The sequence below is a fragment of the Streptomyces sp. NPDC050997 genome, from assembly GCF_040660135.1.
In the GTDB taxonomy this organism is placed as follows: domain Bacteria; phylum Actinomycetota; class Actinomycetes; order Streptomycetales; family Streptomycetaceae; genus Streptomyces.
The window spans coordinates 351,520-378,041 of the sequence record NZ_JBFAGK010000007.1 but is presented as its reverse complement, the minus strand read 5'-3'; the positions used below and the strand labels follow the sequence as shown (position 1 = coordinate 378,041).

General features: G+C 71.3%; 26 protein-coding genes. 9 read left to right on the top strand and 17 right to left on the bottom strand.

Translation table 11 applies throughout. From position 1 onward, the window contains the following. Positions 1-160: 160 nt before the first annotated feature. The 3 genes from AB0H86_RS19110 to AB0H86_RS19100 form a co-directional block, all read right to left on the bottom strand. Positions 161-1,201 (bottom strand): NUDIX domain-containing protein, encoded by a 1,041-nt coding sequence (locus tag AB0H86_RS19110; RefSeq protein ID WP_362439413.1) that lies wholly within the window; start codon positions 1,199-1,201, stop codon positions 161-163. A 142-nt stretch (positions 1,202-1,343) separates the two neighbouring features. After that, positions 1,344-1,535, bottom strand: coding sequence for a hypothetical protein (locus tag AB0H86_RS19105; protein ID WP_362439410.1), 192 nt, complete (start codon positions 1,533-1,535; stop codon positions 1,344-1,346). Positions 1,536-1,688: 153 nt separating this feature from the next. Then, positions 1,689-2,642 (bottom strand): ROK family protein, encoded by a 954-nt coding sequence (locus AB0H86_RS19100; RefSeq protein WP_362439407.1) that lies wholly within the window; start codon positions 2,640-2,642, stop codon positions 1,689-1,691. 209 nt (positions 2,643-2,851) lie between these two features. On the opposite strand from AB0H86_RS19100, the gene AB0H86_RS19095 reads away from it, so the two are divergent. Beyond that, the gene (locus tag AB0H86_RS19095; protein ID WP_362439404.1) at positions 2,852-3,946 is read left to right on the top strand and encodes a LacI family DNA-binding transcriptional regulator; all 1,095 of its coding nucleotides are present in this window, start codon (positions 2,852-2,854) and stop codon (positions 3,944-3,946) included. Between the two features lie 7 nt (positions 3,947-3,953). Further along, entirely contained in the window at positions 3,954-4,697 is a 744-nt protein-coding gene (locus tag AB0H86_RS19090; RefSeq protein ID WP_362439401.1) for a hypothetical protein, read from the top strand. A gap of 95 nt (positions 4,698-4,792) precedes the next feature. On the opposite strand, the gene AB0H86_RS19085 is transcribed toward AB0H86_RS19090, so the two are convergent. Further along, the gene (locus AB0H86_RS19085) at positions 4,793-6,625 is read right to left on the bottom strand and encodes a protein kinase (protein WP_362439399.1); all 1,833 of its coding nucleotides are present in this window, start codon (positions 6,623-6,625) and stop codon (positions 4,793-4,795) included. Between the two features lie 96 nt (positions 6,626-6,721). Then, positions 6,722-8,026, bottom strand: a complete 1,305-nt coding sequence (locus AB0H86_RS19080; protein WP_362439396.1) for an aldolase/citrate lyase family protein — start codon at positions 8,024-8,026, stop codon at positions 6,722-6,724. A gap of 189 nt (positions 8,027-8,215) precedes the next feature. On the opposite strand from AB0H86_RS19080, the gene AB0H86_RS19075 reads away from it, so the two are divergent. Continuing rightward, entirely contained in the window at positions 8,216-9,109 is an 894-nt protein-coding gene (locus AB0H86_RS19075; RefSeq protein WP_362439393.1) for an endonuclease/exonuclease/phosphatase family protein, read from the top strand. Positions 9,110-9,169: 60 nt separating this feature from the next. On the opposite strand, the gene AB0H86_RS19070 is transcribed toward AB0H86_RS19075, so the two are convergent. The 4 genes from AB0H86_RS19070 to AB0H86_RS19055 all read right to left on the bottom strand — a co-directional run bounded on the left by AB0H86_RS19070 (position 9,170) and on the right by AB0H86_RS19055 (position 12,506). Next, on the bottom strand, positions 9,170-10,132 hold the full coding sequence (locus AB0H86_RS19070) for an electron transfer flavoprotein subunit alpha/FixB family protein (RefSeq protein ID WP_362439390.1): 963 nt from the start codon (positions 10,130-10,132) through the stop codon (positions 9,170-9,172). Between the two features lie 218 nt (positions 10,133-10,350). Next, positions 10,351-11,148 (bottom strand): electron transfer flavoprotein subunit beta/FixA family protein, encoded by a 798-nt coding sequence (locus AB0H86_RS19065; RefSeq protein WP_362439387.1) that lies wholly within the window; start codon positions 11,146-11,148, stop codon positions 10,351-10,353. 226 nt (positions 11,149-11,374) lie between these two features. After that, on the bottom strand, positions 11,375-11,884 hold the full coding sequence (locus AB0H86_RS19060) for a flavin reductase family protein (RefSeq protein WP_362439384.1): 510 nt from the start codon (positions 11,882-11,884) through the stop codon (positions 11,375-11,377). 208 nt (positions 11,885-12,092) lie between these two features. After that, positions 12,093-12,506 (bottom strand): thioredoxin family protein, encoded by a 414-nt coding sequence (locus tag AB0H86_RS19055; RefSeq protein WP_362439727.1) that lies wholly within the window; start codon positions 12,504-12,506, stop codon positions 12,093-12,095. A gap of 77 nt (positions 12,507-12,583) precedes the next feature. Between AB0H86_RS19055 and AB0H86_RS19050 the strand changes: the two genes are divergently transcribed. Both AB0H86_RS19050 and AB0H86_RS19045 read left to right on the top strand, forming a co-directional pair. Next, the gene (locus tag AB0H86_RS19050; RefSeq protein ID WP_362439381.1) at positions 12,584-13,000 is read left to right on the top strand and encodes a DUF4395 domain-containing protein; all 417 of its coding nucleotides are present in this window, start codon (positions 12,584-12,586) and stop codon (positions 12,998-13,000) included. Positions 13,001-13,187: 187 nt separating this feature from the next. Next, positions 13,188-13,916 (top strand): lysophospholipid acyltransferase family protein, encoded by a 729-nt coding sequence (locus AB0H86_RS19045; RefSeq protein ID WP_362439378.1) that lies wholly within the window; start codon positions 13,188-13,190, stop codon positions 13,914-13,916. A 28-nt stretch (positions 13,917-13,944) separates the two neighbouring features. Here the strand turns inward: AB0H86_RS19045 and AB0H86_RS19040 are convergent, their stop codons facing one another. The 4 genes from AB0H86_RS19040 to AB0H86_RS19025 form a co-directional block, all read right to left on the bottom strand. Then, positions 13,945-14,550: a transglutaminase family protein gene (locus tag AB0H86_RS19040; RefSeq protein ID WP_362439375.1), complete on the bottom strand. Its 606-nt coding sequence runs from the start codon at positions 14,548-14,550 to the stop codon at positions 13,945-13,947. Between the two features lie 71 nt (positions 14,551-14,621). Then, a complete protein-coding gene (locus AB0H86_RS19035) occupies positions 14,622-15,692 on the bottom strand; it encodes a low specificity L-threonine aldolase (protein ID WP_362439372.1) in 1,071 nt (356 codons plus the stop codon). A gap of 11 nt (positions 15,693-15,703) precedes the next feature. Further along, complete coding sequence (locus AB0H86_RS19030) at positions 15,704-16,459, bottom strand: SDR family NAD(P)-dependent oxidoreductase (protein WP_362439724.1); 756 nt, start codon at positions 16,457-16,459, stop codon at positions 15,704-15,706. A gap of 41 nt (positions 16,460-16,500) precedes the next feature. Beyond that, positions 16,501-17,898, bottom strand: coding sequence for a DUF6421 family protein (locus AB0H86_RS19025; RefSeq protein WP_362439369.1), 1,398 nt, complete (start codon positions 17,896-17,898; stop codon positions 16,501-16,503). A 283-nt stretch (positions 17,899-18,181) separates the two neighbouring features. Here AB0H86_RS19025 and AB0H86_RS19020 point away from each other — a divergent pair, with 283 nt between their 5' ends. Beyond that, positions 18,182-18,865: a glycerophosphodiester phosphodiesterase family protein gene (locus AB0H86_RS19020; RefSeq protein ID WP_362439366.1), complete on the top strand. Its 684-nt coding sequence runs from the start codon at positions 18,182-18,184 to the stop codon at positions 18,863-18,865. A gap of 23 nt (positions 18,866-18,888) precedes the next feature. On the opposite strand, the gene AB0H86_RS19015 is transcribed toward AB0H86_RS19020, so the two are convergent. After that, on the bottom strand, positions 18,889-19,428 hold the full coding sequence (locus AB0H86_RS19015; RefSeq protein ID WP_362439363.1) for a GNAT family N-acetyltransferase: 540 nt from the start codon (positions 19,426-19,428) through the stop codon (positions 18,889-18,891). An 87-nt stretch (positions 19,429-19,515) separates the two neighbouring features. On the opposite strand from AB0H86_RS19015, the gene AB0H86_RS19010 reads away from it, so the two are divergent. Both AB0H86_RS19010 and AB0H86_RS19005 read left to right on the top strand, forming a co-directional pair. Further along, positions 19,516-19,908 carry a glyoxalase superfamily protein gene (locus AB0H86_RS19010; protein WP_362439361.1) on the top strand — a complete coding sequence of 131 codons (393 nt, stop codon included), beginning with the start codon at positions 19,516-19,518 and terminating at the stop codon, positions 19,906-19,908. Between the two features lie 111 nt (positions 19,909-20,019). Beyond that, the gene (locus AB0H86_RS19005) at positions 20,020-20,784 is read left to right on the top strand and encodes a VOC family protein (protein WP_362439358.1); all 765 of its coding nucleotides are present in this window, start codon (positions 20,020-20,022) and stop codon (positions 20,782-20,784) included. Positions 20,785-20,842: 58 nt separating this feature from the next. Here the strand turns inward: AB0H86_RS19005 and AB0H86_RS19000 are convergent, their stop codons facing one another. From AB0H86_RS19000 to AB0H86_RS18990, 3 genes are all read right to left on the bottom strand, one after another. Beyond that, positions 20,843-23,395 (bottom strand): cellulosome protein, encoded by a 2,553-nt coding sequence (locus tag AB0H86_RS19000; protein ID WP_362439721.1) that lies wholly within the window; start codon positions 23,393-23,395, stop codon positions 20,843-20,845. Positions 23,396-23,601: 206 nt separating this feature from the next. Next, positions 23,602-24,150 carry a MarR family transcriptional regulator gene (locus AB0H86_RS18995; protein ID WP_362439355.1) on the bottom strand — a complete coding sequence of 183 codons (549 nt, stop codon included), beginning with the start codon at positions 24,148-24,150 and terminating at the stop codon, positions 23,602-23,604. Then, complete coding sequence (locus AB0H86_RS18990; RefSeq protein WP_362439352.1) at positions 24,147-25,823, bottom strand: FUSC family protein; 1,677 nt, start codon at positions 25,821-25,823, stop codon at positions 24,147-24,149. The genes AB0H86_RS18995 and AB0H86_RS18990 overlap by 4 nt, the downstream gene beginning before the upstream one ends. A 150-nt stretch (positions 25,824-25,973) precedes the next feature. Between AB0H86_RS18990 and AB0H86_RS18985 the strand changes: the two genes are divergently transcribed. Next, the gene (locus AB0H86_RS18985; RefSeq protein ID WP_362439350.1) at positions 25,974-26,513 is read left to right on the top strand and encodes a DUF5134 domain-containing protein; all 540 of its coding nucleotides are present in this window, start codon (positions 25,974-25,976) and stop codon (positions 26,511-26,513) included. Positions 26,514-26,522: the final 9 nt, after the last annotated feature.

Here is a 26,522-nt window from a genome sequence, read left to right as displayed (position 1 = left end):
GCTCCGGCATAGAGGTATGGCGACGGACTCTTGGCCGGAGCGCGGTGCACGGCGGCGCCGGAAAGTCCCTGCGCACAGGGCTTCGCAGGGGCTTCGCAGGAGCGGGGGCACACCTGAGATCCCCGCCGGCACCAGGGTGCGGCGGGGATCTCACGACAGGTCAGCCGACCGGGATCCCGGCTTCGAGGTACAGCGCCGCCCCGCGTTCTCGCGCCCGCAGGGCCCAGCGCAGCCGCTCGTAGCGGACCGGGGGCAGCAGGTCGGCGGCTTCCTCCTCGGAGGCGAAGCACCAGGCGCGCAGCTCGGGCCCGGGCAGCAGGAGGCGCCCCGCCTCGGTGGAGTCCAGGCGTCCGCCGTCGAAGAGGAGGCGCAGACCGCCGTAACCGGGCGGCGCGGGCGGTTCCCAGTCGACGACCAGGAGGCGGGGTACGTCGTCGAGGCGGATGCCGGTCTCCTCGGCGACCTCGCGCATGCCGGCGCGGGCCGGAGCCTCACCGGGCTCGACGACGCCGCCGGGGAACTCCCAGCCGGCCTTGTAGGTGGGGTCGACGAGCAGCACCCGGTCCTGCTCGTCGAAGAGGAGGACACCCGCGGCGAGCGTCTCGGCGGTCGGCTCGGGCGTCTGCACGATGTCGCAGACGGGCACGGTGCCGCGGCTGACGGCCTCGGCGATCCGCGAGGCGGTCTCGTACGGCGTGAGGGCGCTGGTGTCGATCGGGTGCGCGTCCGCCGTGAGCCAGGAGGCCAGAGCGGATCGGTACGGATCGATGTGGTCGTACGACCACTGCCGTATGCGTATCTCCCCGTCCGGGAGGTCCGGCGGGACCTCGCGGCGGGCTATGCGCTCACGCAGGATCGTTTCCGCCGGAGCGAGGAGGACATGCCGGACCGCGATCCGGCGTGCGGCCAGGCCACCGAAGATCTCGTCCCGGTAGTCCTGGCGCAGGAGGGTCATCGGGATGACCAGGGTCCCGCCCAGCTCGGCGAGCATCGCGGCCGCCGTGTCGATCACGAGTCGTCGCCAGATCGACAGGTCCTGGAAGTCGCCGACCTCGGCGAGGTGCTTGGGCGGCAGCAGGTGCGTGAGCCCTCCGCCGATGACCTCCGGGTCGAAGAGCGTGCTGTTCGGGATCAGTTCGATCAGTTCCCGTGCGGTGGTGGTCTTCCCCGCACCGAACGCGCCGTTGATCCAGACGATCACGTTTCCCCCTCTTCAGCCGGCCCCCTGAGGCTTGCCCGCTCCACCCTGCCACGAAAACCAGCCGCAGTTGAGGGCGCACAGACGGACGCCGGCGCCCCCTCCCGTCGGGGGCACCGGCGCCGCGTCCTGCGATCGAGCCTCGTCAGCCGTTCTGCCCGAGGGCGTCCTCGTCCCCGTCGGGGCTGTCGGGGGCGACGGTGTGGTCGAGGGTGCTGAGCGTCTTGTCGACGTCGAGGTTCCCCAGGTCCTCGCCCAGGGCGTGGGACGGGGTGATGGCCGCGACGACGAAGCCGGTGGCGAGGGAGGCGATGGCGAGCATGCTGCGCTTCTTCATGCCGGGTTCAACTGGCGAACGCCGTCCGGAGTCACGCCCCGCCTCGAGGTGATCGGGACAGCGCCGGGCGCCCCGGACGAGAGGCCCGGCCGACCCACGTGGGCGGACCGGGTCCATTCGAGTGAAACCATCCTGCCTAGGGCCCTAAGTCCGTCAGACCCCCGCCGCAGCCGGGTCCGTCCGCCGGGCGAGGGCGGCCGCCGCCGCGCCGACCAGTCCCGCGTCCGTGCCCATCTGTGCGGGCTCCACCCGCAGGCGCCGCACGAAGGACAGGGTCGCGTAGTCGTGCAGGGCCTTGCGCAGGGGTGCGAACAGCACGTCGCCGGCCTTGCCCACGCCGCCGCCGACGACGGCGATGTCGATCTCGACGAGGGTCGCGGTGGCCGCGATGCCGGCGGCCAGCGCCTGGGCGGCCCGCTCGAAGGAGGCCACGGCGACCGGGTCACCGTCCCGGGCGGCGGCGGCCACCGCGGCGGCGGAGGTGTCACCGTCCGGGCCGGGCCGCCAGCCGTTCTCGAGCGCCCTGCGTGCGATGTTGGGGCCGCTCGCGATGCGCTCCACGCAGCCGCGCGCACCGCACGGGCACGGGTCGCCGTCCAGGTCCACGCTGATGTGGCCGATATGGCCCGCGTTGCCGGTCGGGCCGGGGTGCAGTCGGCCGTTGAGGACCAGTCCGCCACCGACGCCCGTCGACACCACCATGCACAGCGCGTTGTCGTGCCCACGGGCGGCGCCCTGCCAGTGCTCGGCGGCCGTGATCGCCACGCCGTCCCCGATCAGCTCGACGGGCAGCCCCCCGGCCGCCGCCTTCACCCGCTGGACCAGCGGATAGTCGCGCCAGCCCGGCACGTTCACCGGACTGACCGTGCCCGTGGAGGCGTCCACCGGGCCCGCGCTGCCGATCCCGAGGGCCGTGGCGTGTCCCCACAGAGGCGACGCGGTCAGCTCGGCGAGCACCTCCTCGACGGCCCGCATCACGGTCTCGCCGTCTTCCCGGGCGGGCGTGGCGCGCTGCGCGCGAGCCTGGATCCGGCCGTGGCTGTCCACCAGCGCTCCGGCGATCTTGGTGCCGCCGATATCGAGCGCGGCCACGAGGTCGGTGTGCATCAGTGTCGGATCTCCCCGTCAGACATCGGAACAACCTTGGGAACAGCCATGAAGAGTGTGCGAGCAACCGCGCGGTGACGCGGGCCGGTCTCGCGGTGGGGCGCAGGCCGGAGATTGTGGTGGACAGTGTCTCTCGCATCTGACAACGTTGTCCAGGCTCTATGCTCGACGCCACATCCTCATACAAAATCATGGGCGCCGCATCCCCCATGAACCGCAGTATCCCCGTGGACGACAGGACAGGACACCGCACCGTGCCCGAGACCCACCGCCGCGCCGAGCGCCTCGCCACAAACCGCTACGGCAACCGTCCGACGATGAAGGACGTGGCCGCGCGGGCCGGCGTCGGGCTGAAGACCGTGTCGCGCGTGGTCAACGGTGAGCCGGGAGTCACGACGGAGACCGAGCGGCGTGTCCAGGAGGCCATCGACGCTCTCGGCTTCCGTCGCAACGACAGCGCGCGCGTGCTGCGCAAGGGCAGCACCGCCAGCATCGGCCTGGTCCTGGAAGACCTCGCGGACCCGTTCTACGGCCCGCTCAGCCGCGCGGTCGAGGAGGTGGCGCGGGCCCACGGCGCCCTGCTCATCAACGGTTCCAGCGCGGAGGACCCGCAGCGTGAGCAGGAGCTGGTGCTGGCGCTGTGCGCACGGCGGGTGGACGGACTGGTGGTCATCCCCGCCGGTGACGACCACCGCTATCTGGAGCCCGAGTTGCAGGCGGGCGTGGCGACGGTGTTCGTGGACCGTCCGGCCGGTCACATCGACGCCGACGTGGTCGTCTCGGACAACTACGGCGGCGCCCGGGACGGTGTGGCCCACCTGATCGCCCACGGGCACCGGCGGATCGGGTTCATCGGCGACATGCCCCGCATCCACACCGCCGCCGAGCGCCTGCGCGGCTACCGGGCCGCCCTGGAGGACGCCGGCATAACGGTGGAGGACTCCTGGATGTCGCTGGGCGTGACCGATCCCGAGCGGGTGCGCCGGGCGACCGAGGAGATGCTCGCCGGTCCCTCCCCCGTCACCGCCGTCTTCGCCGGCAACAACCGGGTGACGGTCACCGTGATCCGGGTCCTGGCGGAGCACCGGCGCCCGGTCGCCCTCGTCGGCTTCGACGACATCGAGCTGGCCGATCTGCTGCAGCCCGGGGTCACCGTCGTCGCCCAGGACGCGGCCGCCCTCGGCCGTACCGCCGCCGAGCGGCTGTTCCGCCAGCTGGACGGCACCCTGCTCGCCCCGGAGCGGATCGAGCTGCCGACCCGGCTGATCACCCGCGGCTCGGGCGAGCTGCCACCGACGGACTGAGCGACTCATGGAAGATCACACCCTGGAGGCACTGGGCCTGGCCGAGGCGCCGCGCGATCATCCGCTGCTCTATCCGGGCGGGTGGCCGAGGGACTCCGGACTCCTCGACGGTGACCGGCTGCTGCCCCTCGACGTCTTCGTGCACCCGGACCGCACCGCCGTCCTGGCCGTCGGCTCCAACGCCAGCCCGGCCCAACTGCGGCACAAGATGGCCGAGTTCGGGATCACATCGCCGATTCCGATGGTCAGGGCCCGGGTCACCGGCCTCGGCGTGGGTGTCTCCGCGCACGTCAGCCGCCTGGGGTACGTGTCCGCGTCGCCCTTCGACTCGCCGGGAGCCGTACGGGAGTTGTTCGTCACCTGGCTCGACGACGAGCAGCTCGCGGTGGTCGACGCGAGCGAGGGGGTGCCGCTGCCGAACGGCAACTTCCACCGCGCCTGGCTGCCCGCGCCCGAGGTGCGCGTCGAGCCGGCGCCCGGAGTGACGCTGCCCGGCGTGTACGCGTACGTCAACCGCCATGGCGTCCTGCACGACGGCACCGGCGTGCCTCGCACGCATCCGGGCCAGCGGACCCTGCTCGGCGAACTCCTCGTGGGTTCCGCCCGGTTGAGGGAACTCTTCGGCATCACCCCGGAGGAGTTCTGCGCCCGAGCCCGGGCCGACCGGCGGCTGTGCGAGCGGGGCGCCCGGCTGTTCAAGGACGAGAAGCTGGTGACGACCTCGGGGCTGGAGCGGTACGCAGGGGGCTGAGGGGGCCGTCGGCGGGGCGATGTCGCGGGCGGCGACTGTACGGCCGGACCGTGGGCGCGGCGAGATCGTCGCGCCTGCGGTGTAGCGGTCCTCGTTCAGCAGACCGGGAGTCCGGGTATCGGGGAGTCGTTGTCGCCGCCCCTGATGTAGACGGCGCTGAAGTGGACGTTCGTGTTGCCGCTGTCGTCGTCGGTCTTCGCCCACCAGACGTTGGTCCACCGGCCGTACGTCTCGCGGCGGCCCAGGTTCTGCTGGCAGTAGAAGTAGCTGGTGCCCGCCTTGAGGACGCCGACCTTGGTGCCGGAGGCGGTGTACGAATCGGAGGTGCGCCAGACCTCGCAGTTGTATCTGCCGCCGCCGATGGAGTGGCAGGTGGTGCCGCTGCCCGAGGTCTTGGCCGGGGACGAAGCGGTGGCTCGGTCCGCGGGGTCCGTGTCGGGCTTGGCCCCGGGCGGCTTCGTCGCGGTGGGACTGCTGCCGTCGCCCTGCTCGGTGGGCTCGGGGGCGTCCGAACCCTCGGCGTCGGCACGGTCGGCCGCGGCGGAGGCGGCACCGGACGTGACGGACGCCGTAGGCCGGGTATCGGCCGCGGTGTCGCCCGTGTCGTCCAGCACGGCGACGGTGGCCCCCGCGGCCACGAGCGCGACGGCCACGGCCGCGGCGGCGAGCAGGACACGCCCCTTGCGACGGGAGGGGCCGGAGGGGGGCATGGGGCCGGTGGCTGCCGGGTCCGATCCGGCGGGGACGGGGGCGTCGAAGCCGTGCGGGTGCGGCGCGGTCGAGTTCCCGGGGCCCGCGTGACCAATGTGGCCGACCTGGCCGGAGGGACCGGCCTGCGCGGCGCCTTCGGCCTTCCGAGTGGGCGCCGGTTCACCAGCCGCCCCTGGCTGACCGCTGTGGTCCGTCGGCTCACCGTGACCCGCTGGTGCGCCCGGCGCGGGGAGACTGGTCCCCTGGTCCCCCGGCGGGACCGCCGGCACAGTCCGCTCCGTCTCCGCCCGCTCCGTCTCCGTCCGCGCCGGTGCCGGATCCGCCGGACCGCGCAGCCGCGTCGTCGGCATGTCCGTACCGGCCGTGTCCGCCACCGCCTGCAGCAGTTCGCCGGCTTCCTCGGCCTCGGGGCGGGACTCGGGACGCTTGTCGAGGAGGCGCCGGAGGACCGGGCCGAGGTGGCCGGCGCGGTGGGGCTCCGGGAGCGGCTCGGTCACGATCGCGGTGAGCGTGGAGAACGTGGACGTACGGCGGAACGGCGCGGAACCCTCGACGGCCGCGAACAGCGTGGCACCGAGGGCCCAGATGTCGGAGGCGGGGCCCGGGTCCGCGCCCTGGGCGCGCTCGGGGGCCAGATAGTCCAGGGAACCCACGAGTTCGCCGCTGCGGGTGAGGTGGGTGGCCGATCCGTCGCCCGGGTCCTCCAGCTTCGCGATGCCGAAGTCGGTCAGGACGACGCGGCCCGAGCGGTCGAGCAGGATGTTGCCGGGCTTCACGTCCCGGTGCAGTACGCCCGCGCGGTGGGCGGCGGCGAGGGCGTCCATCACCTTGGCGCCGATACCGGCCGCCTCGCGGGGGTCGAGGGGGCCGCGCTCGCGCAGGACGTCGTCCAGCGACGGGCCGTCCACCAGTTCCATGACGATCAGCGGACGGCCGTCGACCTCGGCCACATCGTGCACGGCCACCACTGCGGGGTGGCGCACCCGGGCCGCCGCACGGGCCTCCCGCTGCATCCGCAGCCGCAGACCGGCGAGTTCGGGCCCGTCGGTGTCGGTGTAGGTGCGCAGTTCCTTGACAGCGACCTCACGCCCCAGCACTTCGTCGACGGCCCGCCAGACCACACCCATGCCGCCACGCCCGAGCTGTGCCACGACGCGATAGCGCCCGGCCAGCAACCTCCCGGCCTCGTCCGCCTGTTGGTACTCCCCCGAAGACACCGTCGCCCCGTTCCTCTGACCACGCCCGCGAATGACGTCCAGACTACGGGGCGGGGGTGACAACGCCAGCCGACGCTTGCGGCTGTGACAGGCCCGCTACGTCGCGGAGACCGTCAGGTCGGCTCGTCTCGGTGCCGCGAAGCCCTCGAGGTCCGCGCGGGTCAGGCCGCTGCGGCGGGCGACCTCGGCGATGTCGAGAGCGCCGCAGTCCAGGCCGCGCAGCAGGTAGCCGCTGAGGGCCTTGGCGGTGGCGGGCTCGTCCATGACGTCGCCGCCGGTGCGGTTGGCGTAGCGGGTGAGACGGGCGGCGGCCTGTTCGAAGCCCTCCCGGTAGAAGGCGAAGACGGCCGCGTACCGGGTGGGGATATGGCCGGGGTGCATGTCCCAGCCCTGGTAGTAGGCGCGGGCCAGGGCGCGTCGGGTGAGGCCGTAGTGCAGCCGCCAGGCGTCGTGGACCTTCGCGGTGGGACCGACCGGCAGGACGTTCGTCGAGCCGTCCGACACGCGTACGCCCGTCCCCGCGGCCGCGACCTGCATGATCGCCTTGGCGTGGTCGGCGGCCGGGTGGTCGCTGGCCTGGTGGGCGGCGGACACCCCCAGACAGGCGCTGTAGTCGAAGGTGCCGTAGTGGAGGCCGGTGGCGCGGCCCTCGGCGGCCTGGATCAGGCGGGCGACCGTGGCGGTTCCGTCGGTGGCGAGGATGGACTGGCTGGTCTCGATCTGGATCTCGAAGCCGATCCGGCCCGGCTCCAGCCCGCGCGCCTTCTCGAAGGCCTCCAGGAGCCGCACCATGGCGGTGACCTGCTCGGGGTACGTCACCTTCGGCAGCGTCAGCACCAGCCCGTCGGGCAGAGGGCCGGCCTCCGTCAGTCCGGTGAGGAAGATGTCCAGGGTGCGGATGCCGCGGTCGCGGACGGGTGCCTCCATGCACTTCATGCGGATGCCCATGTACGGGGCCGCCGTGCCGTCCTGGTACGCCCGGGCGATCAGTCGCGCCGCGCGGGCCGCCGTCTCGTCCTCCTCGGCGTCCGGGCGGGGTCCGTAGCCGTCCTCGAAGTCGACGCGCAGGTCTTCGATCGGCTCCTGCTCCAGCTTGGCGCGGACCCGGGAGTACACCGGCTCGGCGAGCTCGTCGGAGAGACCGAGGACGGCGGCGAAGGACTCGGCGTCCGGGGCGTGTGCGTCGAGGGCGGCCAGGGCCTCGTCGCCCCAGGAGCGGATGGTGTCGGCGGCGAAGACGTCGCCGGGGACATAGACCGTGTGGACGGGCTGGCGGGTGCCGGGGTCTCCGGGGTAGCGGCGCTCCAGCTCGGCGTCTACCGGCGCGAGGGAGGCGCTGATCTCCTCGCTGACGGCTCCCGCGAGGCTTGTCGCCACCTGCTCCTGCTGCCCCTGACCCATCCCACACCCTCCTGTTTTCCGCTCTGCGGAATCTAAAATCCAAGAGCGAAGTTATCCATGAAGCTTCCCGCCGGTCAACACCCTGCCCATGTCCTGGCCCACTGCGTTCACTCCCGCTGCCGATAACCTCAGTGCCCCCTTTCGCACTTCGGCTCACACCTTCATCCTGACCTCTGGGGAGGGAAACACATGGGGAACACGACCAGCATGACGCGTCGCATGGGCATGAGATCGGCGGTGGCCACCGTGCTCGCCGTCCCGCTGTTGGGCACGGTCCCGGCCTCGGCCGCCAAACCGAGAACCCGCCGTCTGGAGGTCATGACGTTCAATCTGCGCTTCGCCAGCACCACCGAGCCCAACAGCTGGGCGGCCCGCCGTCCGGTGATGCGCGAGCTGTTGCGCCGCGAGGCACCCGACGTGATCGGCACCCAGGAGGGCCTCTACCAGCAGTTGCTCGACATCCACTCCGACCTCGGACCGCACTGGGACTGGATCGGCACCGGCCGCGAGGGCGGCAGCCACGACGAGGCCGTGGCGATCTTCTACGACACCCGGCGCCTGGCGCCGACCGAGCACGACACCTTCTGGCTCTCCGACACGCCGAGGGTGATCGGCTCGAACACCTGGGGCGCCCGCCTCCCCCGCGTCGTCACCTGGATCCGGTTCAGCGATCTGCACAACAGAGGGCGGGAGTTCTACGTCCTGAACACCCACTTCGACCACGTGAGCCAGTACGCGCGCGTGCGTTCCGCATCGCTCATCGGCGACCGGATCGCGGAGCTCGACCGGTCCTTACCGTTCGTCGTGACCGGCGATTTCAACGCGGCGGCCCACAAGAACGAGGCCTACGACACTCTCCTGGGCGCCGGACTCGTCGACACCTGGGACACGGCGGCCGAGCGCGGCAGGCTCTACGCGACCTTCCACGGCTACCAGCCGCTGACGCCGGACGGCGACCGCATCGACTGGATCCTCACCACGCCGGGTGTCACGACCCACCGGGCGTCGGTCAACACCTTCGAGCGCGACGGCCAGTTCCCGAGCGACCACCTGCCGGTGCAGGCGTCGCTGACCCTGGGATGAGCCGAGGCCCCCGCGACCAGGGACGGTCGCGGGGGCCTCGTACAGCCTGACTGACGGGGATCAGCCCTTGCGGGTCTTGATCTCCTCGGTCAGCGCGGGGACGACGTCGAAGAGGTCGCCGACCACGCCGTAGTCGACCAGGTCGAAGATCGGGGCCTCGGCGTCCTTGTTGACCGCCACGATCGTCTTCGAGGTCTGCATGCCGGCCCGGTGCTGGATGGCGCCGGAGATGCCGTTGGCGATGTAGAGCTGCGGCGAGACGCTCTTGCCGGTCTGGCCGACCTGGTTGGTGTGCGGGTACCAGCCGGCGTCCACCGCGGCACGCGAGGCGCCGACGGCCGCGCCGAGGGAGTCGGCGAGCGCCTCGATGATCGCGAAGTTCTCCGCGCCGTTGACTCCACGGCCGCCGGAGACCACGATCGCGGCCTCGGTCAGCTCCGGACGGCCGGTCGACTCACGCGGGGTGCGCGCGGTGACCTTGGTACCGGTGGCCTGCGCCGAGAAGGTGACGTCCAGCGCCTCGACGGCACCGGCGGCCGGAGCGGCCTCCACGGCGGCGCTGTTGGGCTTGACGGTGATGACCGGGGTGCCCTTGGCGATACGGGACTTGGTGGTGAAGGACGCGGCGAACACCGACTGGGTCGCCACCGGGCCCGACTCGCCGGCCTCCAGGTCGACGGCGTCGGTGATGATGCCCGAGCCGACGCGCAGCGCCAGACGGGCGGCGATCTCCTTGGCCTCCGCGGAGGACGGCACCAGCACCGCGACCGGGGACACCGCGGCGACGGCGGCCTGCAGCGCGTCGACCTTCGGGACGACCAGGTAGTCGGCGTACTCGGCGGCCTCGTGGGTGAGAACGCGGGTGGCACCGTGCTCGGCGAGGGTGGCGGCCGTGTCGGCGGCACCGGCGCCCAGTGCCACCGCAACCGGCTCGCCCACGCGGCGGGCGAGGGTCAGCAGCTCGAGGGTGGGCTTGCGGACGGCACCGTCCACGTGGTCGACGTAGACGAGAACTTCAGCCATTGCTACTCCTGGGCGAAAGCCCCGAACTTCGGCCGGGGCAAGTTTTGTTGGACTGCTAGGCTCACGCCCGTGCCTTTCAGGCACCGGACAGGGCTTGTCCGTCGCGAGGCTGTCTCAACAGTCGAGTGAGAAGCCCCTTCGGGGGCGGAGTCACGGGATTGCTCTCCTGCAGCACTCCGAGGCGCGGGTCGTGTTGCAACCGGCCCGCGCCGCCACCTTCAGATGAACTTCTGGCTCGCGAGGAACTCGGCGAGCTGCTTGCCGCCCTCGCCCTCGTCCTTGACGATCGTGCCGGCCGTGCGGGCCGGGCGCTCAGTCGCGGAGTCGACGACCGTGTAGGAGCCCTCCAGGCCGACCTCCTCGGCCTCCAGGTCCAGGTCGGACAGGTCCCAGGACTCGACCGGCTTCTTCTTGGCCGCCATGATGCCCTTGAAGGACGGGTAACGCGCCTCGCCCGACTGGTCGGTGACCGACACCACGGCCGGCAGGGAGGCCTCCAGCTGCTCGGACGCGGCGTCGCCGTCCCGGCGGCCCTTGACCGTTCCGGTGGCGCCACCCTCGACGGAGACCTCGGACAGCAGGGTCACCTGCGGGACGCCCAGACGCTCGGCGAGCAGCGCGGGTACGACACCCATGGTGCCGTCGGTGGACGCCATGCCGGAGATCACCAGGTCGTAGCCGGCCTTCTCGACCGCCTTCGCCAGCACCAGGGAGGTGCCGATCGCGTCGGTGCCGTGCAGGTCGTCGTCCTCGACGTGGATCGCCTTGTCGGCACCCATGGACAGCGCCTTGCGCAGCGCGTCCTTGGCGTCCTCGGGGCCGACGGTCAGGATGGTGACCTCGACGTCGTCGTCGGAGTTCTCGGAGATCTGCAGCGCCTGCTCGACCGCGTACTCGTCCAGTTCGGAGAGCAGACCGTCCACGTCGTCCCGGTCGACGGTCAGGTCATCGGCGAAGTGCCGGTCGCCAGTGGCGTCGGGCACGTACTTCACGGTGACAACGATCCTCAAGCTCACGCCGGCTCTCCTACTGCATCGTCATTTTTCGGCTGCCTCTTGCGGGCAGCATAGGCGCCACAAGCGGCCGATTCCGGTCGGGGCTACCCATGCTCCGAACGAAATATTACTCGTCAGTACACCTAGTTCGTTCCCGCTGAGCAAGCGCTTTGAACTGTGACCTTCGCAACGCAGCGTAATCGGAACTCGACGCCTTCGCAGCACCGGACGGGGCCGGCCGGGCCATTCAGTCGCTCAGCCCGTGGAAGCGGCCCTGGTGATAGAGGAGCGGACGGCCGGGGCCGGTGGGGTCACCGAGGACGACCTCGGCCAGCACGATGCGGTGGTCGCCGGCCGGCACCCGCGTGACGACCCGGCACACCAGCCAGGCCAGAACGTCGTCCAGGACCGGCACGCCCTCGGGGCCCTCGCCCCAGACGGTCGCCGCGCCGAAGCGGTCGGCTCCGCTGCGCGCGAAGGTGGCGGCCAGGTCCTGTTGGTGCTCGCCGAGTATGTGCACGCCGACATGTTCGGACTCGGACACCGCGGGCCAACTGGACGCGCCGGTGCCGATACCGAAGGAGAGCAGCGGGGGTTCGGCGGAGACCGAGGTGAGGGAGGTGGCGGTGAAGCCGACCGGACCGGCGTCACCGCGCGCGGTGATCACGGCGACTCCCGCCGCGTGCCGCCGGAAGACGGAACGCAGGAGGTCGGGCGAGGCGAGCCGAGGGGTGCCGAGTTCGGGCGTGGCCGTCATGGAAGTGTCCTTCTGCGAGGAGTGGCTTGGGCGTCCGTAGCTGCTCAACAGCTCGGACAGCGCGCGCTCGCGGTGCGGGCCAGGTCGACGTGGACCCGCTCGAAGAGAAGGAGTTCCGAAGGCATACGGTCAGGCTGACGATAGGTGGTAGGCGCAGTCAAGTGCGTACCGGCATGTGGGAGATGCCTCACCGCCCCCGTCACCGGTGTCACACCGCCTCCCCCAACGCGGCGATCACGTCGGCCTTGCGCGGCTGGCCGGCGGCACGCCTGACGATCCGGCCGTCGGCGTCCAGGACCAGCACGGTCGGGGTCTTGAGGATGTCGAGGACGCGCACGAGGTCGAGGTTGTCCTCGGCGTCGAGTTCGACATGGGTGACCCCCGGGACCAGGTCGGCCACCTCACCGAGGACTCGGCGGGTCGCCCGGCAGGGGGCGCAGAACGCGCTCGAGAACTGGACGAGGGTGGCGCGCTCACCGAGCCGCCCGCCCAGTTCGGCCGCGCCGAGCCGCTTTCCGTCGTCGCGCCCGCGCACTCGTATCCTCCCGCTCCGTCGCCGATGCAGCACTCCGTAGGCGCTCGCCGCGGCGAGCACCGCCACACACACCACCAGTCCGGTCATCGACGGCATCAGCATTCACGAGACTGAAAAGATTCCCGCCCCCCTGAACTGCCGCCGATGCGGAATGCTTGATTCCCATGGACATCGATGTAAGGGGGCCGCGCTTCGGCGCGGCCGTGACCACCGTCGTGCTGGCGGCCGTGCTGATCACCGGCAGCGCGTGGCTGCTGGCCTGGCAGACGCTGGCGTTCGCACTGGGGGCGGCGGGTGGCGTGGGGCGTTCGCCGTACGGCTGGGTCTTCCGCGCGGCGGTGCGGCCCCGGCTCGGGCCGCCGACCGAGTTCGAGGCGCCGGAGCCGCCCCGGTTCGCGCAGGCGGTGGGCCTCCTGTTCGCGGGCGTGGGCCTCGTCGGCTACACGCTGGGACCGGACTGGCTGGGGCTCGCGGCGACCGGCGCGGCGCTGGCGGCGGCGTTCCTCAATGCCGCGTTCGGTTACTGCCTCGGATGTGAGATGTACCTGCTTGTACGGCGGGCGACCGTACGCGCGGAGTAAAGGCGACTTAAAAGCCCGAGGTGGATCACTTCGTAGAAGTGACGAGAATCTCGCGCCCGACGGGCACCAGGACTGGCTCCCCGCCCGTTCTTGGGGCACGATCTGCGAGATGCCGTAAACCTACGGCCGCGTAACTTTCCGCCTGGAGGCGCCTTCCCAGGCAGAGAAGGAAGGGCTCACACCGTCCATGGCAGAGCTTGTCTACCGTCCCGTCGTTGGTTTCGCCCAGGCCCTGTTCAAGGCGTGGGACCTCAAGATCGACTGCAAGGGTTCGGAAAACATCCCGCGCTCGGGCGGTGCCGTGCTGGTGAGCAATCACATCAGCTACCTGGACTTCGTCTTCGACGGGATGGCGGCGCTTCCGCAGAAACGTCTCGTGCGGTTCATGGCGAAGGAGTCCGTGTTCCGTCACAAGGTCTCCGGCCCGTTGATGCGCGGGATGAAGCACATCCCGGTGGACCGTAAGCAGGGTGAGACGGCGTACGCGCACGCACTGGACTCGCTGCGGTCCGGCGAGATCGTGGGCGTCTTCCCGGAGGCCACCATCTCCCCCTCCTTCACGCTCAAGTCCTTCAAGACGGGCGCCGCCCGCATGGCGCAGGAGGCGGGCGTCCCGCTGATCCCGATGGCCGTGTGGGGCACCCAGCGGCTGTGGACCAAGGGTCACCCGCGCAACTTCAAGCGCAGCCACACCCCGATCACCATCCGCGTGGGCGAGGCGATCGAGGCCTCGCGCGACAAGTACGCGGGCGTGATCACCCGTCAGCTGCGGGAGCGCGTGCAGGAACTCCTGGAGGCCGCCCAGCGCGCCTACCCGGTGCGCCCCAAGGACGCGAACGACACCTGGTGGATGCCGGCCCACCTCGGCGGCACCGCCCCGACCCCGGAAGAGGTCCGCGCGGCCGAGGCACACTGAGCCCCGCGCTCCGCAGCCGGCCTGGGAGTCATCGCTCGCCTCGCAGTGCCGTGGGGAGCGTCTTCCACAGGGAGGGCCGGTCCGGCGCGGCCTTCAGGGGGCCCAGAACAGCCGGGTGCGGTTCGGCGTACAGGACCGGATAGTCCACCTCGCCGGACTTCGGGTCGGGGATCCAGGCCAGCCGTTCGCCGTCGAGCGAGAACCGGGCGTCCACGCCGGGCTTGTTGCCGCGCGGATCCTGGCGGTGCCAGGCCCCGTTGAAGCGCACGGCGACCAGACCGTGCACGGCGTGGCCGACGCCGTCGTCCTGCAGCAGGCGCTGATAACAGAGCGCCGCCGGGATGTCCTCGGCCCGCAGCAGGGCCGTCAACGCGTGGGCCTTCGCGTAGCAGATCCCGGTGCCCTGTTCCAGGACGTCGGAGGCCCGCCAGGTGACGCGCGGGTCTGCGGAATCCTGCGAGTGGGGAATGGCGTCGCGCACGAACTCGAAGGCCAGACGTGCATAGGCATACGAGCCCACCGCCTCCTTGGCCAGGCGGGCGGCGGTCTCCCGCACCAGCGGATGATGGTGGTCGATGACCTCGTCGGCGGCCAAGTACGCGGACAGGTCGGGGGTTTCCTGGATCAGCTCCATGCCCGCAGAGCATAGGAAAGCGATCACTCGACAGTCAATGACTTTTCGAGTGACCGCATATCTATGCACGACTAGTGCGCCATCTCCTCCTTCAACGCGGCGACGAACGCGTCCACGTCGTCCTCGGTCGTGTCGAAGGCGCACATCCAGCGCACGACGCCCGTCGCCTCGTCCCAGAAGTAGAAGCGGAACCGCTTCTGCAGGCGCTCGCTCACCTCGTTCGGGAGCTTGGCGAAGACGCCGTTGGCCTGCACCGGGTAGAGGATCTCGACGCCGTGCACGGCGCCGACTCCCTCGGCCAGCCGCTGGGCCATCTCGTTGGCGTGGCGGGCGTTGCGCAGCCACAGGTCCTTGGCCAGCAGGGCCTCCAACTGCACCGACACGAAGCGCATCTTGGAGGCGAGCTGCATGGACAGCTTGCGCAGGTGCTTCATGTGGCTCACGGCGTCCGGATCGATGACGACGACCGCCTCACCGAACAGCGCGCCGTTCTTCGTGCCGCCCAGGGAGAGGATGTCGACGCCGACCGCGTTGGTGAACGTCCGCATCGGCACGTTCAGGGAGGCCGCCGCGTTGGCTATCCGCGAGCCGTCCAGGTGGACCTTCATCCCGTGCGCGTGGGCGTGGTCGCAGATCGCGCGGATCTCGTCCGGTGTGTAGAGCGTGCCGAGCTCGGTGCTCTGGGTGATCGAGACGACCTGCGGCATCGCACGGTGCTCGTCCTCCCAGCCCCAGGCCTGCCTGTCGACCAGCTCGGGGGTGAGCTTGCCGTCGGGCGTGGACACGGTGAGCAGCTTGAGGCCGCCCATGCGCTCGGGAGCGCCGCCCTCGTCGACGTTGATGTGCGCGCTCTCGGCACAGATCACGGCACCCCAGCGGTCGGTTACCGCCTGGAGCGCGACGACGTTGGCGCCGGTGCCGTTGAAGACCGGGAACGCCTGTGCCGTGGGGCCGAAGTGGCTCCGGACGACGCTCTGGAGGTTCTCGGTGTAGTCGTCCTCGCCGTACGCGACCTGGTGGCCGCCGTTGGCCAGGGCCAGGGCGGCCATCACCTCCGGGTGGGCGCCGGCGTAGTTGTCGCTGGCGAAACCGCGGACCTCCGGGTCGTGATGACGGCGAGCGTCGGTCTTCGGGGGGTTCACGGCTTGTCGGATCACGGCTTCTCGGTCAGCCACAGACGCTTTCCGTTCACTTCGGCGGCGGGCTTCTCCCAGACGCCGACGATCTCCTCGGCCAGGTCCTTGACGTCCGTGAAGCCCGCGAACTTCGCGTTGGGGCGCTCGGCGCGCATCGCGTCGTGCACCAACGCCTTCACCACCAGGATGGCAGCGCCGGAGGTGGGCCCGTGCGCCCCCTGGGCGGCGCCCGCCTTGGCGAAGTAGTCGGCGAGCGCGAGCGTCCACGCCTCGGCGGCGGCCTTGGCGGCCGCGTAGGCGGCGTTGCCCGCGGTGGGCCTGCTGGCGCCGGCGGCGCTGATCAGGACGTACCGGCCGCGGTCGCTGCTCTGCAGCGCCTCGTGGAAGGCGAGGGAGGTGTGCTGCACGGTGCGAATGAGCAGCATCTCCAGCAGGTCCCAGTCGTGCAGGTTGGTCTTGGCGAAGGTCTCGCTGCCTCGCCAGCCGCCGACCAGGTGGACCACGCCGTCGACCCGGCCGAACTCCTTCTCGGTATGGGCGGCCCACTCCCGGGTCGAGTCCAGGTCGAGCAGGTCGACCGTCTCGCCGGTGACCGTGGCGCCGCCTGCGCTGTAGCGGGCCGCGTCCACGGCCTCCGCCAGCCGCTCGGGATCGTTGTCCGCGCCGACGACGGTCGCCCCCGCCTCGGCGAGCCTGAGCAGCGTCGCACGCCCGGCGGGTCCGCCCGCGCCGGCCACCGCGATCACCGCACCGCTGAGAGCCCCGTTCCCCATGTTCTTCGCCTCCTGAGCAGTGGTCCTGGTCTCGCGGTCGCTCACGCGGCGATCCGCTCGGCGCTCTCCGCGGTGATGCCCCGGGTCGAGGCGATCACCTTCTTCAGCTTCTTGGAGAGGGCCTCATAGAACATGCTCAGCGGAAACTCGTCCGGAAGCACGTCATCGACGAGTTTCCGCGGCGGCTGGATCAGATCGAGGGCGTCGGGGCCCTTGGCCCAGCGGGATCCCGGGTGCGGGGAGAGGTAGGTGGAGACCAGCTCGTATCCGGCGAACCAGTGGACGAGCTTGGGCCGGTCGATGCCGTCCCGGTAGAGCTTCTCGATGTCGGCGCACAGCTCGTTGGTGACCTGGGGCGCGCGCTGCCAGTCGATGAACAGCTTGTTGTCGGTCCAGCGGACCACGTCGTGCTGGTGCAGGTAGGCGAAGAGGAGCTGGCCGCCGAGGCCGTCGTAGTTGCGCACCCGCTCGCCGGTGACCGGGAAGCGGAACATGCGGTCGAACAGCACGGCGTACTGCACGTCACGGGCCTGCGGGACGCCGTCGGCCGCCAGCTTCACGGCCTCCCTGAAGGCGGTGAGGTCGCAGCGCAGCTCTTCGAGGCCGTACATCCAGAACGGCTGGCGCTGCTTGATCATGAACGGGTCGAAGGGCAGGTCCCCATGGCTGTGGGTGCGGTCGTGGACCATGTCCCACAGCACGAAGGCCTCCTCGCAGCGCTTCTGGTCGTGGACCATCGCGGCGATGTCCTCGGGCAGCGACAGGCCCAGGACGTCGACGGCGGCGGCGGTCACGCGGCGGAAGCGGGCGGCCTCGCGGTCGCAGAAGATGCCGCCCCAGCTGAACCGCTCGGGGGCCTCGCGCACGGCGATGGTCTCCGGGAAGAGGACGGCCGAGTTGGTGTCGTATCCGGAGGTGAAGTCCTCGAACTTGATGCCGCAGAACAGCGGGTTGTCGTAGCGGGTGCGCTCCAGCTCGGCGAGCCAGTCGGGCCAGACCATGCGCAGCACGACCGCTTCGAGGTTGCGGTCCGGGTTGCCGTTCTGCGTGTACATGGGGAAGACGACCATGTGCTGAAGGCCGTCCGCGCGGCTCGCGGCGGGCTGGAAGGCCAGCAGCGAGTCGAGGAAGTCCGGCACCTGGAAGCCACCGTCGGACCAGCGGCGCAGGTCCTTGACGAGGGCCTCGTGGTACGCGGCGTCGTGCCCCAGCAGCGGCGACAGCTCCTCGACGGCGTCGACGACCCGCCGTACGGCGCGTTCGACGTCGGCCGGGTCCGGGGCGCCCTCGGTCTGGAAGTCGATCGACCCGTCCTTGGACTGCCATGGCCGGATCTGCTCCACGGCATCCTTGAGCACGGGCCACGCCGGGTGATCCACCACCCTGGTCGCGGGAGGAACCTGTTCCCCCGAAGCCGTCTGCACAAGAATTTCCGTCATGTCTCACCCTCCACGGGAGAACCTCGCGTATGAAGACCGTATACATAGATGACTTCGGTCAGCAAGCGAGAGTTCGGGAGATTATCCTGCCTGCCCCCGTCATCACAGGATATTCTCCTGTCGGATACCCTGATGGAAGCTACTTATGCATCGCACGCCCGCTCCGCGTGCAGGCGTGGGTTCATCGCGGGGCAGGGACGTTAGGCTGCGGATCTGCCCGCGTAGCCGTCCGCCCGGACTGCGCGGCGTGCCGAGTCCGCAGTCGACGGAAGCGAGTCGAACGTTGAACTTCCTCACCATCGGTCACCGCGGAGTGATGGGTGTCGAACCCGAGAACACCCTTCGGTCCTTCGTCGCCGCCGAACAGGCCGGTCTCGACGTCATCGAACTCGATCTGCATCTGAGCAAGGACCGCGCCCTTGTGGTCATGCACGACGCCGACGTGGACCGTACGACCGACGGGACCGGCCCGATCGCCGAGCAGACCCTCGACGAGCTGCGCGCGCTGGACGCCGGGCTCGGCGAGCGGATCCCGGTGTTCGAGGAGGTGCTGGACGCCGTAGGGCTGCCGCTGCAGGCCGAGATCAAGGACCTGGCGGCCGCCCGCGCGCTCGCCGAGGTCATGGAGCGGCGGAACCTGACCGCCCGCGTGGAGGTGTCCTCGTTCCACGACGAGGCGATCGCCGAGATCTCCCGGCTGCTGCCCGGCGTACGCACCGCGCTGATCGGCAGCCGCTACGGCACCGACATCGTGGAACGCGCGGTCGAGGCCGGTGCCACGACCGTCTGTCTCAACATCCGCCGTCTCACCCTCGAGGTCGTCGAGAACGCCCGCAAGGCCGACCTGCGGATCATAGGCTGGGTGGTGAACACGCAGGACCAACTGCGGCTGGTACGGGCCCTGGAGCTGGACGGCGCGACCACCGACTATCCGGAGATCAGGCGCACCGGCCGCTTCACGGCGTGACGATCAGCCCACCGCCGTAACGATTATGCGAGCTCCTTGACCAGCAGCTCGAACTGCAGGTCGTCGCGCTGCGGAATGCCGAAACGCTCGTCGCCGTACGGGAAGGGGGTCATCCTTCCCGTACGGCGGTAGCCGCGGCGCTCGTACCAGGCGATGAGGTCGTCGCGTACGGAGATCACGGTCATGTGCATCTCGGTGGCGCCCCAGGTCGCGCGGGCCTGCCGCTCCGCCTCCGCGATGATCGCCTTGCCGAGGCCGCCGCCCTGCGCGGCGGGGCTGACCGCGAACATCCCGAAGTAGGCGTGGTCGCCGCGGTGTTCGAGCTGGCAGCAGGCGACGACCTGGCCCTCGCGCTCGACCGTGAGCAGTCGGCTGTCGGCCGCCTTGATGACATCCAGCACGCCCTGCGCGTCGGTCCGCTGCCCTTCGAGGATGTCCGCCTCGGTGGTCCAGCCGGTACGGCTGGAGTCCCCGCGGTACGCCGACTCGATCAACGCGATCAGGACGTCCACGTCGGCGTCGGTGGCGTCACGGAAGCTCAGTCGGGTGGCAGCTGTCTCCATGGCTCGGATCTCCGGTTCTCGGGGCAGGGCACGGCACGGGCATCGATGAGGTTACGCCGCGGAGCGGTGCCACTAGGCTCCCCATACATGGTGCACGTACTGAGCGGCCGGACATTGCTGCGGCCCACTGATCCTGAACGGTCCCGTGTCTTCTACGGCGAGCAGTTGGGGCTCTCCGTCTACCGCGAGTTCGGGGACGGGCCGGAGCGCGGCACCGTCTACTTCCTCGGCGGTGGGTTCCTGGAGGTGTCCGGGCGCTCCGAGGTACCGCCGTCGCCGGCGGTGCGGCTGTGGCTCCAGGTCGCGGACGTGGCCGCGGCTCACAAGGAGCTGCGGGGCAAGGGCGTCGAGATCGTGCGGCCCCCGGTGACGGAGCCGTGGGGGCTGGTCGAGATGTGGATCGCCGATCCGGACGGGACGCGGATCGTGCTGGTGGAGGTACCGGCGGACCATCCGCTGCGGTACCGGCCCGGTATCTGAGGTCGCCGGTTCGCAGGCGCTGTCGGTCGGATGGCCGAGGCGGGTGCCGGGGCATAGCGTGCTGAGAGGGAGCTCCTCCCCTGCGGTCCCAAGGCACTCGGAAGGAACGCCATGAAGCTCGACAAGCCGGTGACCGGCGGCCCCTGCTGGACCGAACTGGGGACCGGGGACATGGAGGCGGCGAAGCGCTTCTACACGGAGCTGTTCGGCTGGCGCCCCGAGACGGATCCACGTCAGGAGGCGGGCGGCTACACGATCGCGCACCTGGGCGACGCCGCGGTGGCCGCGTTGACCCCGCTGTACCAGGAGTCGCAGCCGGTCGCGTGGAACGTGTCGTTCGCCGTGCGGGACGCCGACGCCGCCGCCCGGGAGGTGACGGAGGCGGGCGGCACGGTCCTGGTCGGCCCGATGGACGTGTTCGACGTGGGCCGTTTCGCGGTGGCCCGCGATCCGGCCGGCGCGGCCTTCCAGCTGTGGCAGGCCCGCTCCTTCCCGGGCGCCGGGCTGTTCAACGCGCCCGGTGCACTGGGCTGGGTGGAGCTGCTGACCCGGGCCCCCGAGCGGGCCGAGGCCTTCTACACGGCGGTGTTCGGCTGGAGCGTCAACGCCTCGGAGCAGTACACGCAGTGGGGCATCGACGGCGCGGACTTCGGCGGCATGGTGACGATGGACGACAGGTTCCCGCCCGAGGTGCCACCGCACTGGCTGCCGTACTTCGCGGTCGACGACGTGGACACCACCGCGAGTACCGCGACCTCGGCGGGCGGCACCGTCCTCATGGAACCCGCCTCCGTCCCGGCCGGCCCTCGCATCGCGGTGCTGCGGGACCCGCAGGGCGCGGTGTTCGGGGTGTACCGCGCGGCGGACGAGGACTGAGGCGGAGGACGCGGGCGGTCGTCACGCCGCCGAGGAGCGGCGTGACCGGAACCGGGCGTCAGAACAGCCGCGTCACCGTCACCTGGTCGATGACGGGGGCGTGGGCGGAGCGCTGGCCGTGCGGGTTGTGTGTCGCGCCGTCGAAGTTTGGGAGTTCGTCGGCGGTGAGGGTGATCGTGTTGGCGCCCGGCTCCAGGGTGACGGGGACCGAGAGGTTCCAGAAGTTGTTGAAGTGGAAGGTGGTGGGGAACAGGACCCGGTGCGGGGCGGCCCCGTTGACGGAGACGTCCGCGTGGCGGCAGACCGGGTCCGGGTTGTAGTGGGTCGCGGGCGCCTGCTCGCCGTTGGCGTAGCGGAGGGTCAGCGCGTGGCGTCCGGCCCGCGCGGCCGGCACGGTGAGCGTGAGGGCGTTGCCCAGGCCGCCGCCGATTCCGTCGACCGCCTTGCCGCCGGTGGCGTACGAGTATCCGGTCACCTTCGCGGTGCCGGTCACCAGGCCCTCCTCGGCCGGGTACGCGGCGCTGGGCAGCAGGCCGCGCGACGGGCCGACGCGCAGCCGGTCCACGACCATGCGCTCCGAACTCCCGGTGATCGTGAGCTTGTTGACGCCCCCGGTGAGGAAGAGCGGGACGGCTCCCCGCTCGACGCGTCCGACGTCCTCGCCGTTGACGCTCAGCAGGCCCTCTCCGGGGCCGAGTACGTCGACGGTGACGCTCGCCTCGCCGTCCTCGTCGGCGTGCACCCAGAAGGTGACGGTGCCGCCCCTGGGGAGCACGGCGGCTCCCGGCCCCGAGGCCCCGCGGTGCGCGTAGCTGACGGCCGCCCCGGCGCCGAGGGCGGCGTACTCGGCCTCGTACAGCGCGGTGGCGTCGTCGTCGCACCGTACGAGGTCCAGCTTGTCGACGACGGCGTCCCCCTTGGTGACGCCGAGTTCGGGGTCCCGTGCCGCGAGGGTGACGCGGTGGCTGCCCGCGGCCAGCTCGACGCGGGTGTCGGTGTGGCCCCACACCGCCCACTTGTAGCCGAGCGGCAGCAGCAGTTCGCGCGGGTCCTCGCCGTCCACGCGGAGGAAGACGTTGGTGGGCCCGTGCTCGCGCACCAGCTCGGCCTGGTTGTAGGAGTTGGCGAACACCCGGATCTCGTAGGTGCCGTCGCGCGGGGCCTCGACGTCGAAGGCGAGCACACCGTCGGATCCTGTGCGCAGACCGCCCACGTGATAGCCGCCGGAGGTGGCGAACCGGTCGACGTCGGCGGGAGATCCCTCGGGTCCGTTACGGGAGTAGCCACCGCCCGTGTACGTGGCGTCCTCGGCCTCGTACGTCCGCCGTGTGCCCGCCGCCGGCGGCGGCGCGATCGGGGCTCCGTTGCCGCCCGGCGCCAGGATGACCTGGTAGGCGGACATCGCGTCGAGATCGGACACCGACAGGGTCACCCGGCCGTCCACGACGGGCAGTTCCTCGTCCCGCAGCCGTGACGGCTGGGCGCAGACGCCCACTTGGCCCGTCCACGGTATCTCCTGGAGCCGTAGGTGCACGGCTGTCCCGAAGAGGTCGGGGTCGACGCCCTCGAAGACGATGTCGGCCGCGCCGCCCGCTCCCCCGAACAGCAGCCGGGCCTGCCGCTTGACCCGGTCCAGTGCGGCCAGGCCCTGGAGGGTGTACTGCACGTTGGGATGCGGGGCGGTGACCCGGACGGTGTTGCCGGTCAGCTGCCCGTAGGCGTTGAACAGCCACCACTGGCCGTTGCCCTTGCCCGCCTCGACGGCCGAGTCGTTGAGGTTGCCCGCTATGTTCCAGTACGCCAGGTCGGCGTCGACCTTCGACTCCTCTATCGCGGAGATCCACTGCACCATCTGGCCGGGGACGGAGACGTGGTAGTTGTGCGCGTACTCGTTGAGGTTGACCGGCAGCGGGCCGATGCCCAACTCCCGTTCCAGCTCGCGGTACTTGGCGACGTTCGTGCGGACCTCGGCCGGCGAGGACAGCTCGTGCCAGGTGATCACGTCGGGCAGCACGTCCTGTGCCTTGGCGAACTGAAGGAAGTCTCGGACCTCGGGGTACAGGATGCTGGTGTTGGGTCCGGCGATCCGCGCCCGGGGGTCGAGGCCCTTGATGAGGTGGTACGCCTGCTGCCAGGCCGCGAAGTAGTGCCGCGGGTCGGTGCGCCAGGAGGTCCGGTCGTAACTCCACTCCCCCTCGCCGAACATGTTGCCCTCGGGCTCGTTGAACGGCACGTACACGACATGCGACCGGTACGCGCCGAGGGTCAGGACGTGCTCGACCTGGCGGCGGACGACCTCAAGGAATCCGGCCAGCCGCTCCTCGCCGGTGGCGCCGGGCCACTCGTAGGGGAAGCCCCGGTAGTGGTCGGGCAGGTAGACGTACACGTCCTGGCCGCCCGCCGCGACGAAGGACGGGAGGATCTCCAGCGCGTCGGCACCCGGATGCTGGATGCCGTCCTGGGCCTTGGTCGTGACCGTGCGGACGTACATGCCCTCGACGACCGCGCGACTGGGGACTCCGTCGCCGTACAGGCCGTAGAGCGTGCCGCTCGCGCCACCGTGGAAGGGGCCCGTCTCGACTCCGAGGTCGACGGTGAGCCGGTCGGGAATGACGGTGAGCCGATCAGAAAGGGCGGTGCCTCGATCGGGAACGGGGACGGCGGGGTCTTCAGTTGTCACGGCATCATCCTTCGTCCGGCATGTCGTACGCCAGTCGATGATCCGAACCGGCCTGGTCGAACGTAGGAAGGTCGCGTCGGCCGCGTCAATGGCACGCCGACCACGAAACGTGCGGAGCGGGAGGGCACCGGAGGGGCTCAGGGGCGGGGCGCTCCCAGGCGGCCCTCCAGCCGGCTCAGCAACCCGGCGAGCAGCGCGGACAGTTCGTCCCGATGTTCCGGGTCGATTCCGGACAGTACGGAGGTCTCGTAGGCGAGCTGTTCGGGGAGGATGCCGTCGACCAGGTCGCGTCCGGCGTCCGTGAGGCGGACGTGGGCGACGCGGCGGTCGCGGGTGTCGCCGCGCCGCTCGACCAGGCCACGCTCGGTCAGGGCCTTGAGGCGCTTGGTGACGGCGGCGCCCGAGGAGAAGGTCTCGCGCACCAGTTCACCGGGGGTGAGCTCGTGGCCGGTGCGGCGCAGCGCGCCCAGCAGGTCGAACTCGGGGCGGCTGAGGCCGGCCCGGCGCAGCGGGGCGTCCTCGGCCTGTTGGAGGAGGGCGGCGCAGCGGGTCACTCGGCCGATGATCTCCATGGGGCCGGTGTCGAGGTCGGGGTGGACGGCCTGCCACTGCTCCACGACCGCGGCGACCGTGTCGCTCCTGGTCGCGTCCTGTGCCGTGGTCGGCCGTCCGCCGGTCACCGTCATGGCCGTGCGCCCTCCGTCGTGTCCGTGTGCCGGTCCAGGTGCAGCCCCTGGCGCCGAACCGTCGCCGCGAGCGTACGGTGTCCGGACTGTTCGGCGTGCACGACCCTCTCGTGCGGCAGGGCACGCTGCCACCACTCGCCGGACGCGGCCTCGACCGTGCCGCGCAGTTCCAGCAGGGCGGCGGCGAGGCCGCGCCGGGCGGCTTCGAGGGCGCCCGGGGCGGGGTGCGGCTCGGCCAGGAGCCGGGCGGCGTGTTCGCGGGCCCGCTCGACGCCCGTCAGCGCGTGCCCGACGCTGTCGCCCGCGCGACGGTTGGTGACGGCGACGGCCGCGGCGAGGCCGACGAGCGCCCCGACGAGGGTGTCCACGGCTCGCTCGACGATCAGCTGTCCGGGCTGCTGGTAGCCGGCGAACTCGGTGATGAGCAGTGCCATCGGGGTCACGCAGACGCTGCCGAGCCAGTAGTTGCGGCTGATCAGCGCCTCCGCTCCGAAGTTGAAGGCGAGGCAGCACAGGACCAGCGCCGCCGGGCCGAGGTGGGCGAGCGGAGCCACCGCGGCGAAGAGGAGGACGCCGAGGAGGTTGCCGACCACGCGTTGGACTCCCCGGGTCCAGGTGAGGGTGATGTTCGCCTGGTAGAGCGAGGCGGCCGTGACCAGGGCCCAGTAGGGGCGGCCGACACCGAGGGCGAGGGAGGCGTAGCCGGCGAGGGCACAGCCGAGGGCGGTGCGCACGGCGAGCGGGGTCAGCGGGCCGAGGCGGGTCCACCAGGGGCGGGTGGGGGCGGCGAGTTCGGTGTCGACGCCGAGGAGTTCGTCGGTCTCGGCCGGCCCCTCGCCCACCGATGGGACCGGTCCGGTGCCGCGCAGGGCGCGGGCCCAGGCGCGCAGTCGCCGAGGCTCGGCGTCGGCGGGTGCGGCGAGGGCGACCTCGGCGCGGACGACGAGCCGTTCGAGGGCGCGCCGGGTCGCCGTGCGGGGGCCGGCGGACAGCAGGCTCTGCCAGGCGGCCTGCACGGCGGCGGCCGCGGCGGCGCGGGCCTTCGCGTGTCCGTCGCCGACGCCACGGGTGGCGGCGTGGGCGGCCGCCGCGTCCAGGGCGTGTGCGGTGGCGCGGCGCTCGGGACCGTGCGGGCGCAGCAGCCCGGGCGCCATGCCGATGAGCCAGGCCCAGACGCCCGTCCCCGCGGCCAGCGCCAGGTGGCCCGGGACCTGGCCGAGGGTCTGCGGAGCGAACAGCGCGGCGGAACTGATGAAGGTGAGGACCACATTGCCGGGCGGCCCTGTGCGGGTGGCGTCGCACAGCGTCTTCTGTAGGGCGGCCAGGACCGCGCCGACGGTCACCAGGACGACGGCGCTGGAGGTGAGCGAGGCCGTGACCAGGGCGGCGGCAAGACCGCCGAGCATGCCGAGCACGACCCAGGCGAGGGCGTGGGCTCTGGCGGCGTAGGGGCGGTTGTGGGCGTACAGCGCGCACAGGGACCCGGCCATCGTGTAGAGCGCCAGGTCGAGGCGGCCGAGTACCAGCAGGGTCAGATTGGGCGGGGCGACCGCGACGACCACACTCAGGGCGGGCTTGAACCAGATGTCGGAGGGCCGGCCGAGGCGCAGCACGCCGGACAGCGGGAGGCGTCGGGCGGACGGGGCGTCGGGGGTGGGGGTCGCACGGCTCATGAGGCAGAAGTTTAGCAGGTGTTTTACTCGTAAATAATAGACGCTGACCTGCCGTGCTCCATCGAATGCTCCCCGTGTACACCCTTGCGCTCGCTTGCGCTCCGCACGGCCGGGGCATTCCTTGACCGACCGTCTGGCGGGGAGGTGGGCGTGCACGGACCGACTTCGCCCGGCTGGCTGCTGGTGGCGCTGTGCGCGGCGACCGGGGCGTACTGCCTGCGGCGGATGCGCAGTGGCGTCGAAGAGCAGCGCCGGGCCGCGGGCGGCGAGGCGCTGATGGGATTCGGCATGTCCGCGATGGCCGTACCGGCGGCGGTGTTCACCCCGCCGTCCTGGGCCTGGCCCGCCTACGCCGTCGTGTTCGGCGCGGCCGCGCTGCACGCCCTGTGGGCGGCGCGGGCCGGCGCCCATCACCTGCACCACCTCGTGGGGGCCTTGGCCATGGTCTACATGGCCGCGGTCATGGCGGCCTCCCCCGGACAGCACGACGGCCACGGCGGCGCCGGGGTGCCGCCGGTGACGGGGGCGCTCCTGCTCTACTTCGCGGGATACGTGTTGCTGTCGGGCGTACGGCTGGTTCCGACGGGTGGCGGAGACGGGGCCGTGGGGTGGGGAGACCGGCCGGAGCTGGCCCGGGCGTGCCGGCTGTCGATGGGGATCGCGATGGTGGCGATGCTGCTGGCACTCTGAAGAGGCTCG